11 protein-coding genes are annotated in these 14,278 nt (G+C 42.3%); 4 read left to right on the top strand and 7 right to left on the bottom strand.

The features are described from left to right. Positions 1-100: 100 nt before the first annotated feature. The 4 genes from AC805_RS04875 to gnd form a co-directional block, all read right to left on the bottom strand. Positions 101-1,129: a ribonuclease T2 gene (locus AC805_RS04875; RefSeq protein WP_055074371.1), complete on the bottom strand. Its 1,029-nt coding sequence runs from the start codon at positions 1,127-1,129 to the stop codon at positions 101-103. Positions 1,130-1,468: 339 nt separating this feature from the next. Then, positions 1,469-1,825, bottom strand: coding sequence for a hypothetical protein (locus AC805_RS04870; protein WP_055074370.1), 357 nt, complete (start codon positions 1,823-1,825; stop codon positions 1,469-1,471). A 233-nt stretch (positions 1,826-2,058) separates the two neighbouring features. Then, positions 2,059-2,805, bottom strand: a complete 747-nt coding sequence (locus tag AC805_RS04865; protein ID WP_055074369.1) for an NYN domain-containing protein — start codon at positions 2,803-2,805, stop codon at positions 2,059-2,061. Between the two features lie 87 nt (positions 2,806-2,892). Beyond that, on the bottom strand, positions 2,893-4,317 hold the full coding sequence (gene gnd / locus AC805_RS04860; protein ID WP_055074372.1) for a decarboxylating NADP(+)-dependent phosphogluconate dehydrogenase: 1,425 nt from the start codon (positions 4,315-4,317) through the stop codon (positions 2,893-2,895). A gap of 752 nt (positions 4,318-5,069) precedes the next feature. On the opposite strand from gnd, the gene AC805_RS04855 reads away from it, so the two are divergent. Continuing rightward, positions 5,070-6,179 carry a hypothetical protein gene (locus AC805_RS04855; RefSeq protein WP_055074368.1) on the top strand — a complete coding sequence of 370 codons (1,110 nt, stop codon included), beginning with the start codon at positions 5,070-5,072 and terminating at the stop codon, positions 6,177-6,179. Between the two features lie 221 nt (positions 6,180-6,400). Here the strand turns inward: AC805_RS04855 and AC805_RS04850 are convergent, their stop codons facing one another. Both AC805_RS04850 and deoC read right to left on the bottom strand, forming a co-directional pair. Beyond that, entirely contained in the window at positions 6,401-6,910 is a 510-nt protein-coding gene (locus AC805_RS04850) for a hypothetical protein (protein ID WP_055074367.1), read from the bottom strand. A 573-nt stretch (positions 6,911-7,483) separates the two neighbouring features. After that, complete coding sequence (deoC, locus tag AC805_RS04845) at positions 7,484-8,140, bottom strand: deoxyribose-phosphate aldolase (protein ID WP_009628707.1); 657 nt, start codon at positions 8,138-8,140, stop codon at positions 7,484-7,486. 143 nt (positions 8,141-8,283) lie between these two features. On the opposite strand from deoC, the gene AC805_RS04840 reads away from it, so the two are divergent. The 3 genes from AC805_RS04840 (at position 8,284) to AC805_RS04830 (ending at position 12,857) form a co-directional block, all read left to right on the top strand. Continuing rightward, entirely contained in the window at positions 8,284-9,315 is a 1,032-nt protein-coding gene (locus AC805_RS04840; RefSeq protein ID WP_055074366.1) for a DUF2325 domain-containing protein, read from the top strand. Between the two features lie 105 nt (positions 9,316-9,420). After that, positions 9,421-9,693, top strand: coding sequence for a TIGR03643 family protein (locus tag AC805_RS04835; protein WP_055074365.1), 273 nt, complete (start codon positions 9,421-9,423; stop codon positions 9,691-9,693). Between the two features lie 263 nt (positions 9,694-9,956). Continuing rightward, positions 9,957-12,857, top strand: coding sequence for a CHAT domain-containing protein (locus tag AC805_RS04830; RefSeq protein WP_055074364.1), 2,901 nt, complete (start codon positions 9,957-9,959; stop codon positions 12,855-12,857). Positions 12,858-13,030: 173 nt separating this feature from the next. Here AC805_RS04830 and AC805_RS04825 read toward each other — a convergent pair whose 3' ends face one another. Next, a complete protein-coding gene (locus AC805_RS04825) occupies positions 13,031-14,101 on the bottom strand; it encodes a response regulator (protein ID WP_055074363.1) in 1,071 nt (356 codons plus the stop codon). Between the last annotated feature and the right edge of the window lie 177 nt (positions 14,102-14,278).

Raw genomic sequence — 14,278 nt, 5'->3', positions numbered from 1 at the left:
TATAGCTATAGCCAAATAAGTTAAGACATAAAACCCAGAAGAGTGTTGCGGCGCTTCGCGCCGCAACACTCTTCTGGGTTTTGTTTTTGTCCTAAAATAATTACAAACCAACAGCATCAACAATCACGCGATCGCAAGATAGTCCACCGCTAGGAACCAACACATCAGCTAGCTTTTGACCAATCAGAGGACGCTTGATCTTTAGTCTGATTTCCGACACAAGACTGTCTTCTTTGCCACATTTTAAGTTTAAGCTACCCGAAGCACCGTCACCAAAACTACTATCAAAAGCCCGTTTTACATCCGTTAGAGTAACAGTCTTACCAATATTAGACGCAAACAAATCTCTTACCTGCGAAGCGTTAAATTCTTCTACTAAACCAATGGCAAGATCGTAGTAAGTATCTGCATTACGTCCATCACAAGTCCCATGTTTGTACCATTCATGGCGATCTAAATTAGATACGAGCCCTGGCATGACCTTTGATAACTCAGCTTGGGTTTGAGCATCAGTCTGTACAGGGGGCAAAGATGACCAGTTGCCATTTTCGTCTCTATTGATATCATCTGAACTCACACCGCAGTAGGAAAGCTTATCTGGCCAAAGACCATGCAAAGTAAAATTAGTTGCATCATAACTAGTTGGTGATTGTTTGATGCATTCAGTCTTATTGGGGTGGGTTTGACAAAAAGATGATTGCCAAGATAAAGCTAGCAAATACCGATCGGCACAACCTTGAATAGGGCAACTCTGTACATTACTCTGTAAATTACTCTGGGCATTATCCTCTTTACTATTGCCAGCTACTGTAGGTTTAGTAGTAGGCGCAATAGCAGTAGGCTGAATATCCCCATTGAGATCGTTTAAGCTCAGTTTGCCACAACTTTTGGCAACCCATTTGTTGATCCCATCGACTTTAATTGCAACAAAGTCTCCATCTTGCTTATTTAGTCCAGTCGCACTATAGGCTTCCCCAGCCTTAAGACTTACTGGTTCACTTTGATTTTTAATACCAGCATAAGCCACACAATTATTAGCAACAAACTTACCTTTAATAGGGTAATCAGCATAGCTAAACTGTTGTCCTAGTAGTAGGAAAGCCAATAATAAACTAATGATAAATCTCATATAACTTGCCATATATGACTAATAGTTGATATGTAATTTATCATATTCAGCCAATTTGCAATTTAAAGTTGTTTTAAGCATTGTTTAAATGTATTTCCATACTTAAAAAGTAAAATTATAGTAATTTCAAATAAGAACTAGAGTCTAGAAAGTCTTTGTATTTGCTCTATCTAAGGACTAAAACCCTCTAGTTTTTAATTGGATTTACTATAAATCCCCAAAATAATTACGGTGCAAAGCACCACCATTATTTTTTATTATCCTAAGCAATATCGATCAGTACATTTCCCATAGCATTATCAAAACTGAATCTCCCCATATCCACCTCAACAATCATTACTAAGCCTGCTTTCGATTTAGCATTTCAATCATAAGTCTAATACTCTCGGCTTGAGTCTGAGCAATGATGGCTTGCTGTCTGGTAATTTCCTTAATTTCTATTAATTCGGTGTGAAGAGATTCGATTTGAATTTGGGATGTAATGGCTTGCTGTTTAGTAATCTCCTTTATTTCTACAAGTTCAGCATGGAGAGTTTCACGTTGCTCCTTTGCCTCCTCTCTGACACTGTTTATCTCAGCTTTGACTGTTGGTAGTTCGAGGTAAAGTGCCTGTATTAATTGCTGAATATCATTGCTTAAGCTATCAACTTTGTCAGCAAATCGGTCTAACCGCTCATCTGTCCATCTTTCAGCCATTGTTTTACTGTCTTAATTTACTTTCATTTTATGTTGAGTTTATGTGATTCAGATCTAAAAATCTACAACCACATTTACCTTCTCTCTAGAGCACCGACAAAATTATCACTCATAGAACTACCGATTAAGGTGATTTGTTTAAGAAGCGTATTAGAAAGCTAGGTATGAGCGATCGTAAATTTTTACTTGTTTCCTAATTTAACCAATCTACCAACCCATCAGCCTTCTTAACATTACTTCTTATCTAGATTTTTAGACTTGCGTTTATCTCTAACATAGATAATGTTATTCCTTCGTTCAATTTCAAACAGATCAACAGCCTCGAATAAAGTACTTAACTTTGTATAGCCATAGTTACGGGGGTCGAAGGATGCTTGATTGGCAATATGAGCACCTATAACTCCTAAGCTAGACCAACCATCATCTTGTTGGGTACTTACAACTGCTAATCTAAGCAAGTTAGTTAATTTTGTATCTTGTTTCAACTCTTTAGTTGTTTTCTTCCCATTTTCTACTTCCTTAGAAATTTCAAAATCAATATTTTGACCTAGATTTTCTAAATATAAAAAGGTTGAGCAAGCGTAGACAAAAGGCAGAGGAGTCTTCTTTTCGCCAAATCCATAAACTTTCAAGCCATTTGTTAGAATTCTCATGACTAAAGGAGTAAAGTCACAGTCACTAGAAACAATTGCAAACGCATCCAGATTTTGGGTGTACAACAAATCCATTGCATCAATAATTAATGCTGCATCTGTTGCATTTTTGCCTTTGGTATAGTCAAACTGTTGAATGGGGCGAATCGCAAATTCATGTAAATTATCCTCCCAAGCTTTAAGCAAAGGATTTTTCCAATTTCCATAAGCCTTTCTTATATTTGCTACGCCATACTTTGCAATCTCAGATATGATTGCATCAATTTTAGAAGCAGGAGCGTTGTCTGCATCAATTAACAAGGCGATTTTCGATTCAGATTGATGCATATCTCCGTATAATCCAAGTGACAAGAGCAAAATATATATTGCCCTAGCCACTTAGATTTTTTGGCTTAATTCAGTGATAAGTCTAGATTACTTCATCCACTCGGTGTGGAAAAACTCACCTCTGGGCTTGTCGGTACGCTCGTAGGTATGAGCGCCGAAGTAATCGCGCTGAGCCTGAGTCAAGTTTTGAGGTAGGCGATCGCGTCGGTAACTATCGAAATAATCGAGAGAGGCACTGAAAGCGGGGATCGGAATACCCAATTGTGCCGCCGCAATTACCACCTTACGCCATGCTGATTCCTTGGTCAGAATTGTTTCTTTAAAATCGGGATCGACTAGCAAGTTAGATAGCTGGGGATTGCGTTGGAACGCTAGCTTGATCTTGTCAAGGAAGGCAGCGCGAATAATACAACCACCTTTCCAAATGCGGGCAATTTCACCAAGATTTAAGTCGTAGCCAAAGTCGCGCGAAGCTGCCCCAAGTAATGCCATGCCTTGAGCGTAGGAACAGATCTTGGAGCAATAAAGCGCATCGCGAACAGCATCGATAAATTCTTGGCGATCGCCTTCATATTTACCAGAGGTCGAACTTTTGAGAACCTTAGAGGCAGAAACTCGCTCTTCTTTGTATGAGGACATCACCCTTGCGGTTACCGCCGCAATCATCGTAGGGATCGGTACGCCCAAATCAAAGGCACTTTGTACTGTCCATTTCCCCGTCCCCTTCTGACCTGCCGCATCCAGAATTTTATTAACTAGCGCATCCCCAGTCAGATCGTCAACCTTCGTAAAAATATCTGCCGTAATATCGATCAGATAGGAATCAAGCTCAGAAGTGCGCCATGCCGTGAAAGTGTCATGCAACTCCGCCGCGTTCAATCCTAAACCCGTACTGAGTAGATCATAGGCTTCGGCAATCAGTTGCATATCGCCATATTCAATGCCATTATGCACCATTTTGACGTAATGCCCCGCACTACCTTTGCCAATATAGGTAACGCAGGCTCCATCATCAACCTGAGCGGCGATTTTAGTCACAATCGGCTCGATTTCTGCATAGGCAGACTTTTGTCCGCCAGGCATCATACTAGGACCATTAAGCGCACCTTCCTCACCTCCGCTTACGCCCATACCAATGAATTTAAGATTGATTTTCTCTAGCTCCACAGTACGGCGATCGGTATCGTTATAGAGCGAGTTACCACCATCGATGATGATGTCACCTTCGTCTAAGAATGGCTTTAATTCCTCGATCACCGCATCCACAGGCGCACCTGCCTTGACCATGATCAATATTTTGCGGGGACGCTCTAGGGAAGCAACAAAATCAGCGATCGTAAAAGTACCTTTAAAATCCTTACCAGCAGCACGAGTCGCTAAAAACTTATCAGTTTTATCACGACTTCGATTGTAGACACTCATCGAAAACCCATTGCGCTCAATGTTTAGAGCGAGGTTTTCACCCATCACAGCCAAACCAATCAATCCAAAATTTTGCTTGTCAGATGCCATAAAATCCTCTCTATTCATGAACGTCCATGAACGAAATATGATGCATTCTCAAAGTAAAGACAATTTTTGCTGAACTTAAGAACAAAGGTATCGTAAGCGCTGATTTGGTGGGGATCGCAAATCCTTTGTAAATCCTTAATACAATTAGTCGAGCAATCGATCGAAAAAGCAAATCAACCCCAAAAGAACAAATCAACCAAATCGAACAAAAGATCTAAAAGATCTATAAAACATAAGGATTGCTCATGTAACGCTGACTTTGGGGCTTTGAGAAAGGATTTACAACGCAAACCCTTTCTCAAAGCCCGTTTCAAATCATCCCGAATTCACGTTACTTAGTCCCTATGAAATTCTATGAAGTATTCAGGGAAGTATTAGCAGGTAAGACTTAGAACAGTGTATGCTTATTTGAGTTAGGATATTTAAAATATGCAAACATGCATATTAGCTAAAGGCTAAAGTATTTGAGCTAAAGTGAAATTTGGCTACATTGCTAAACCAATAATAGCTATTCAGCCCATTAGTGCGGGGATACGTTGGACTACCTAATATTTCATTTTTTTGCGGAACTTTGTTTAGGTAGGTTTCAAATATGCAACCATCTCAGGTTTGACTGAGATTGCTATCGACTACGATCGTTTTTGTACTAATTGTATGAGCATGATTTATTGTTGATTGGTTGACATATTTCGCTAGCAATCGCTCAGTAAGGTCTAGTCCGCATTAGACAGCTTATTTTTCTGGAGGTTCAGATGAGTAAAACCAATAAGTCCAGCCAATCCGATGATTCAAGTATTAAATCACCAAAATCTGTTACACCTAAACCTCCGATTAAAGATTTGCCTAAATTAGAAGTTGTCAAAGTTATTGCTCCAAAGGCTCCAGATTCCAATCAGCCTGAAGAGATTAAGTCTGTACCTCAAAAAGAGGAAGTAGTTAAATCTGTTCCTAAGGTGATCCCTGCTGTGGCAAGGATCAAAGCACCGATCGCCAATCGGACTGGGGAGATTCCACCTACCATAGATAAAAACCCTGAAGAATCTCAAGAGACGAAAGTCTGTTTGCAGCCAATACCCGATGCAACGGAACCATTTCAGTACAGAGCCATTGGGGTGATCAGTGGGAAATATATTGCCAATGAAGATAACTTTGCCAAAGGGCACATCTTGACGACCGATGGTTCTCAAGTTGATGCTGTATTACTTGGCAAAATTATTTCGATTGTAAAAAAACGTTTGCAAAGCGATCGCGAATACTTGTGGGTTGTATATCCTAGAACCAATGATAAAGCAGGTAAGTTACATGTACAGATATCTGGCGTGTGGGCTCCTGTAGAACTCGGAAAGACAGATATACCTGTCGATCCTAATATTCAAGATGGTTATTTCTCTGTACGTGGAGAGATCTCAAGCCAGTCTATTGAAGATAATGCTGTCATCGTTAAAGTACGCCGTACTGAGCAGAAGTTTGACAAGCAAAAAGATAAAGTCACCAAAGAATACACTAAGTTTAAAGTTAGACTCTCAGGATTATTACCCACTGATGCCGTGGGTCAGTTTTGGAGCGTGAACGTCCAGCGACAAGGAGATGTTTTGACCATTATTGATGGGGAATTCATCGGCATTATACCCTCTAAAGGCAAACGTGGATCTCAATCGAAGGGTCGTCCCAGTGGTGGCGGTGGCAAGTTTGCCCCAAGAAAATATGGCAGCGATCGCCCCTATAGCGATCGCCCATTTAAGCCATCCTATGCGGGTGATGGTGGCAGTAGTTCGATCTATCCTCCACGCCCAAAATTCTCCGAAGACCGTCCTCCTGTGCCGAAGCCATTAATTAAACGCAAAGAGCCAACAGATAGCTAAAAAACATCTAAACAAAAAGACTCTCGCTTTGCAAGAGTCTTTTTGTTTAGATCGCTTTAGATGCTCTTATTAACGTCAGTTCTGGTTAAGCTGACCAATCTTCAAATCCCAAAGGTAAAAGCCATGCTAAGCATGGCTTTTACCTTTGGGATTTGGGAAAGGGGTTGCGTAGCAACCCCTTTCCCAAATCCCGTTTCAAATTATTTTGAATTCACGTTGTCTTAAGGTTGCAATACCATACTCCATTCTTTGTTTTGGTTGTCCCAAAAGGGAGCATCTGTTTCACCGACTATGTTTGGTCCCCAATAGGTACGGGAACCATCCGTAGCAAAGACAAAAATTACATCACCTTTACCGATCGCAATTTTGTAATTTGGTAAGGATAGCAACAAGCCTTCTTTACCGCCTTCATTGGGGGCAAAGTCCCAATTCAGGGGTTCGATCGCTTGCCATACATTCTGAGAGGTAACTCGCGAGAATAGGACAATCCGCACCGATCGCTCCGTACGGTTGCCAACACGAAGACTACCAATATTTTCGCCATCATTGAGACTAGGACGAGTAAAGGTAGCTGGTAAGGGAGGAACAATTACTTTTGTCGCTTCATTGTTTTCGGGAATATCGCGGGCGGGGGGGACATTAAACCGCTGCCAAAGGGAAACACCTGTCAAGGCGATTAGCATTCCCAGAGCCATCGAATAAGCATATTTGACATCAAGAGTTGGTATCACAGCTTAGATTTTGATGTTTATATTTCTATTTTAAGGTCTTGATTTACGGATCAAGAATTTACATGCAAATTGTTTAGGATTGACAGACAAACAGGACAGGATAAATGTAAGGCTGAGTAGCTGGGCATAATTAAAAGCCAGAGTCAAAACCTATAGCACCCACAGTCCTTATACCAAATTACAAAATGGCTACGCCATTTTATAATTTTAAAACTCTTACTGGGTTTGGTTTTCAATTCCCAAAAGTGTAGCCACACTTTTGGGAATTGGTATTACTCTACAGATGTCAGAGTTTTATCTTTCAATCGCACTTAGCTCCTTATAGCCAATTTGATGCCATTACATAGGAAATTGTTTCTGAAAACCCCTTTATTTTCCTAATTAATTTAGTAAAGAGCTGGGCATAATTAAAAACCAAATTAAAAACCTGTAGCGATCGCGGCGCGATCGCTACAGGTTTTATACCAATTCACGAAAGTGTGACAACACTTTTGTAAGTAATTGTGCAAATTTCCTAGTCCATAAATAGCGGTGCGGGGCAAAGCCCCGCACCGCTATTTATGGACTGGGAAATTAATTTTTTGTATGGGCGATCGCCACGGCGTGGGATGTACCGATGCGTGTTGCACCTGCATCGATTAAGGCGATCGCCTGCTCTCTCGTCCGAATCCCCCCTGAAGCTTTAATACCAACTTTGTCCCGCGAGATTTCTTTAAGAAATTTCACCATTTCCACGGTGGCAGCTCCCGCCCAGCCCGTGCCAGTTTTCAAAAAGGCAACGCCAGCATCCATGCATACTTCGGCGGCGAGTTCTCGCTCATCATCAGTTAACAAACTCAACTCTAAAATTGCTTTGACGGGTTTGCCCGTCTCCTCACAAATTTGCGCGATATCTTGATGCAATAAATTAGTCTGTCCCGTTTTGAGCCATCCAAAGTTAATCACCACATCTAATTCCGTCGCCCCATTTTCTACCGCTTCCATCGCTTCATAAAGCTTAACGTTTGATGTGGTTGCACCGCTAGGAAAACCAATCACCGTACAAATTTCCACCTTTGTTTTGAGAAGTCGCTCTGTCGTACGTTTAACATTACAGGGATATACACATACGCTAGCAAATCCTAGGCGATCCGCTTCTTCACATACGCGATCAACTTGTTCATGACTAGCGGATGGATCTAGAAGGGCGTAATCGATATAGGCGGCAGGATTGATGTCAGTTTGAAGCATAAAACAATACACACTTAGGCGAGTGAGAGGTTACATTGGAGATTAGTGACGATAACTTCTTATAATTACTTATTCACGTCACTTCTCACGACTTAATTCTCGACTTATTAAAATCAAGTAAATATAGGCAAATATAAGTAAATATGCATATTTCCGAATTAGATGAACTGGAAGCATCGGTTAGCGATTTGCTGACCATGGCAAAAGTAGAATTAGAACAAAATCGCCTACAGCAACAGCGCGATCGCCAAATTCAAGAAGCAGTAGCCCAAATTGAAGCAAGATTAAAACCACTGTTGGCAAAGGTCGAACAAATGCTGCAAGAATATTGCCGCGAGGGTGGTCACCAAGACAGTGAGACTAAGCAAAGGCTAGAGAAAAAAGCTGCCGATATCCGACAGGAAATCGCCGAAGCCCCAGTCCTAGCCGCTCAGATCGCCGATCGCCAATTGATCCTCAGTGAAGAAAGACTACTAGATGAACGAATAACCGAACAAACGGCTCAATGGCGACAGGAATTAAAAGCAGATCTATTAGAGATGATCGAAGAACAACGCGATTTCTTTAGCGCTACCGACGCTTCGATCGCCGTTCGAGGATATGCCAATGACTTAAAAGCGATTGGTTGCCTCGAAGAAGTCGTCGAGGCGCTGATCAATCAAATAAATTCCCACAGTGAAGAAGGACCCGTCGCACGCCTTCGGGGCAGTCACGAACAAACCCTGACCTTTATTTATAACAAAGCTCTTGAAAATCGCTCCCGCGTGGATCGCGCCCCTGATGTACAGCCTAACGCCAGACATCGCAAATCAGAAAAACGCCCTGCTTTGTACACCGATCTCATTGGTAAGGTATTAGTCTTCGGAGGACACGATCGCTTGCAAACGGCTGTAAAGAATCGGTTACGCGATTCGGCAATTAATTTAATGTGGTATACCGAGCAGGATGGCTTACAACTTGCCGCGCAGGGTGAAAGCCAAATTGCAGGTGGAGATTTAATTATTATCGTGACAGGTTATGCCAGTCACTCCCTCACCGAACGAGCGATCGAAGCTTGTCGTCGAGCCAATAAAACCTATGAAATCGTCAATACAACGGGTATGACCAGACTACTCGAAGTAATCGAATCGGGACTAAAGGCGAAACAGTTAGCACGCCATTGGAAACAAGGATAAAACCAACCCAATAAAGAGTTGCGGCGCAAAGCGCCGCAACTCTTTATTGGGTTTGATGTCCTCACTTAAGTGAATATAGCTATAACAAAAATTTTAGATAACTTTATGGGTACACAGAGGATAAACGAAGCAATAACTGCCGCCGATCTCGATCGCATTGTGGAAATGGCATGGGAAGATCGCACCAGCTTTGATACGATTTACGACCAATTTGGCATTTCTGAATCTGAAGTGATTAAAATCATGCGTAAGTCAATGAAACGCTCCTCATTTCTGATGTGGCGAGAAAGGGTAAGCGGTCGCAAAACTAAGCACGCAAAGACCTCCGAGGCGCAAAGATTTCGCTGCAGTCAACAAGATAAACCAAAGTCTCGCTAAGTATTGATGTAATACGAATTCACGAAAGTGTGACAACACTTTTGTGAATTAAAACCCAAGCCTAATAGAGTTTAAAAAACTAAAAATGGCTACGCCATTTTTAGTTTTGGTATAAGTGGCTGGGCGCAATTAAATATAAAACCCACAAAACCTTTGGTGCAAGTGCTGAATGCATCACAGATGATGCCTCTAATTTTTAATTATGCCAATCACTTATCTCAAGCAGAAAAATTAATATTTAGCCTATTTCTAGGGAGATAACTATGCGCTTAATTCGTAATTGTGCGGTTTTAGGAATATTGCTAACGGTCGTGGGGATGCCTGTCATCATGCCCAAGCTGGAATTACTGGGATTAGAGGCGATCGCCCAAAGCTCTAATGAAGATCTACGGGTGCAAGAGATTACCGAGGCGGTGAATCTCAAACAATCGGGGCACTATCGCTTAGAAAAGGGCGATCCTGAAGGGGCAATTGCCGATCTCCAAAAGGCACTAGCCCTATTTCGGAAATGGAAATCCCCTTGGGGGGAACGCGATACGCTCAATTTCTTTGGAGATGTCTATTTAAAAACAGGGCAATATGAGAAAGCAATGTCCTATTTTCAGCAAGCCCTCAAAATTGCTCAAGAGCTAGTCAAACTACCCGACAGCGATCCTGCGGATGTTGCCTATACCTTGCAATATATTGCGGAAACCTATGACAAGCAGAGAGAGTATCCCCAAGCTTTATCCACCTATCAACAGGCTCTAAATATTTTTCGCGATCACCTCCAAAAGAAACCCAGCGATCGCGATTCTTTGCGCACGAGTATCAGTTTGACGCTTTCTAGTATTGCTTCACTTTATTTTCGGTCTTCGCAATACGATCTAGCTTTGGCTAGTTATCAGCAATTATTACCAATTCTTGCGGAAATTCCCGACTACTATGGACGCGTCCAAACGTTGAATAATATTGGCGTGATCTATGCCAATAAGACCCAATATGCTGAAGCCCTCGAATCCTATAACCAAGCGTTAGACTTAGTGCGTTCTCCCTGCTGTGTTGTCTATAAGGGAGACGAATCCGCGATTCTCAATAATATGAGCGCCCTGTATTTTAGTCTCGGACAAAATAAACGCGCTTTAGAATTAGCCGATCAATCCACCAAAATTTATTTCAAGTTATCCAATGAGAACTTTGCAGGCTTAAAAAAATCGGAAGTAGAATTTCTATACGATGTTTTAGGTGAGGAGAATAGCAATCCCAATCTCACCAGTCGAGGTTTATCTGTACGAGCCAATGTTGGGGATGCGGCGAGTAATGAAGTCACCGTTAATGCGGGCAAAGCCAATAATTTTAATAATCTCGCCCAGCTCTATAGCAATAGTGGCAAATATAAAGAAGCGATCGCTTTTTTCCAAAAAGCTAAAGCCATCTATCAAGACATCGGTAATGAGCTAGGGGTAGGGATTACCCTTGACAATATTGGGAGTACCTATTCACGTTTGGGGCAGGTCGAGCAGGCGATCGCCTTGCACCAACAAGCTCTGACCATATATGAGAAGGTCAGGGATCGGACGGGAATCGGTGTAACTTCAAGCAATCTCGGACGCGCCTATGCCAATCTCAACAAACAAACAGAAGCTCTCTCCGCCTATCAAAAGGCTCTAAATATTGCGCGAGAAGTTGGCGATCGCAGTACCGAAGCCGTCGTTCTTGCCAATATTGGGGATTTGCTCACCCAACGGAAACAAATAGAACTAGCGATCGCTTTTCTCAAGCAATCGGTCAATGTGCGCGAAGCAATTAGACAATCGATCAGAATGTTGCCCCGTGAAGATCGCGCCGCCTACAAGCAAAGTGTTGCCTACACCTACCGCAACCTCGCCCAACTATTACTAAAGCAGGGACGCATTTACGAAGCGATCCAAATTCTCGATCTGTTAAAAGTGCAAGAACTTCAAGATTATCTGAGAGATGTTAAGGGTAACGAGCGCACGGCAGCGGGCATTACTCTCTTTGCCCCCGAGCAGGTGGCAGTTAAAAGCGATCTGCAATCGCTCATGGATGGCTCTCCCCTAGTCGCCCAAATCCAGCAGGTCAGTGCCCAGCAAAGTGACAATCTCGCCACATCGCGATCGCTACTGATCGATGTCCAGAAATTTGGCGATCGGGCAGCCCTATTCTATCCATTACTTTTTGAAGATCGACTTTATTTAGTCCTGTTACCTGCAAAATCAGCGCCGATTTTGCGTTCTATTACGATTGCGCCTCAAGACTTTACCAAAATACTCCAAGATTTTCGCGCTGATTTGCAAGACCCTAGCTCTAACGATGTGAAGGATTCCTCTTCACGCCTTTATCAATATCTCATTAAACCCATTGAAGCCGATCTAAAAACCGCCAAGATCGAACTACTCCTTTATGCTCCCGATGGACAGATGCGGTATATTCCCCTTGCAGCTCTCTATGACGGTAAGCAATGGCTGATCGAGCGCTTTAGCTTTAACTACCTCACCGCCTCTGGTTTCATCAACGGACAGCCCATTAGCAAAGCCCCCCTCAAAGCGATCGCCGCCGCCTTTACCCAAGGCTCCATCAAATTTGAAGTAGGTAATGAGAAGTTCTCTTTTACGGGACTGCCTTTCGCCGCCAAAGAAATTGATAAAATTGCCGATACCTTCCCCAACACAACTAAATTAGTTGATGCTTCCTTTAGTCGCAATAATACCGTGACCCAGTTTGGTGAATACGATCTGATCCATTTAGCGACCCATGCCGCCTTTGTCAGCGGATCGCCTGAGGATTCCTTTGTATTAATGGGCAATGGCGATCGCCTAAATTTACGGGAATTACGGGAATGGAAACTGCCCCATACCCAATTGATCGTTTTAAGTGCCTGCCAAACTGCAATTGGTGGATTAGTTGGGAGTGGCGAAGAAATTCTCGGATTTGGCTATCAGATTCAACGAACTGGAGCTCGAGCAGCGATCGCTTCGCTCTGGACTGTGAGCGATCGGGGAACGCAGATACTAATGGGAAATTTTTATAGCCAGTTACAACAGGGTAACAACATCATCAATTCTTTACGCCAAGCTCAACTCGGCTTATTGCAGACCAAGGACAATGAATTTCAGCATCCTTATTTTTGGTCGGCATTCATCTTGATCGGCAACGGCAATTAATACCAAATCACAAAATGGCGTAGCCATTTTGTGATTTGGCATTTTGTGATTTGGTATTAAAGCTAGCAAAACCCGAAAAATTTGCTTAGGACATAAAACTGCAAAGATGAGTGGCGGGGCTTCGCGCCGCCACTCATCTTTGCAGTTTTATGCCAAGTCACGAAATTGTCAAACTAGCGCTTGCAATATTTTTCAACAGTGGTCAGTAACTCTTTTTCCCCAAAGGGTTTAGTTAAATATTCCGTAGCCCCAACCATCCGCGCTTTAACGCGATCGATAAATCCATCTTTTCCTGTCAGCATAATAATCGGAACCTTAGCAAAGGCACTAGACTTACGGAGCATTCCACATAGCTCGTAACCATCGATTTCTGGCATAGTGATATCGCACAAAATCAGATCGGGCTTGTGCTGAAAAATCAAACTCAAAGCCTTCGTCGGACTGGAAACCGCCATCACTTGAAAGCCGTGATTGTGCAGAATATACTCCACCGCTCGGCAGATGGTCACACTATCATCAATACATAAAATACGTGGAGATTGAACTTTAACCTGTTGGGGCGCACTCAGAGCTAAAGGGTTAATCGTCACTTGTCCCAAGGCGATCGCATCATAGATCTGCTGTCCGATCTGGCTAATATCTTGCCCCGTATATCTGGTCAGTTGTCGGAGCGTCGTTTTGCCATCGATCCATTCACTTAGATGGGGCAAAGCTTCGCGATCGAGCAGTATGGGACATTGATCGAGGGACTGCAATACTGGATAAAACTTCTTCCATGTCTGAAGCTGTTGCGAATATTGCGAACTAATTTGCGAAAATTTAAATCTGGTTAACCTTGGCGTAAGAGCCGTACTAATTTCAAAAACAAAAGTACCTTGGTAGAGTCCGATAATATCAAAAAGGACTTCGCGGATGGTTCCTTCGAGAATTGACTTAGTTTGGTCGGGGCTTAAGATATTAGCCTCTAGAAGCGCCCAAATTTGTCCGTATTCTAAAACATTAATCCCCAGTTTCGAGCTAGACAAACGGTCGAGCGCGTGGTCTAAGCCTAAACCATGCAAATAATCCTGTAGTCGAGTCAAATTGCTATCAGTGTCGGTAGCATAGATTAATTCGCCATTATCAAAAAATAAAAACCAGAATTTTCCAGTGCTGGATTCAATTAACAACTCACCAGTTCGTTGCCCACACTCGATCAGGTGGATAATAGTATGGATGTCAATTTCTCGGAGCGTGCCTTGCATGAGGTGTTACAAATTTGTTTTTTGAATTTCGGTTTTTAAATTTTAGTTTTTAAATTTTAGTTCTATACAAAAAATCTATCGACATTATCAGAATTACAATCGCCCCTTGATTTTAAATCTTTTTAGAACAGTTTACGCTGAAATAAAACAGTAAAAGCCTCGCTAAGCGAGGCTTTT

Origin of the sequence: Pseudanabaena sp. 'Roaring Creek' (assembly GCF_001402795.1) — a bacterium.
Lineage (GTDB): Bacteria > Cyanobacteriota > Cyanobacteriia > Pseudanabaenales > Pseudanabaenaceae > Pseudanabaena.
The sequence above is the reverse complement of the archived record's forward strand: the minus strand, read 5'-3'. Positions and strand labels throughout refer to the sequence as shown.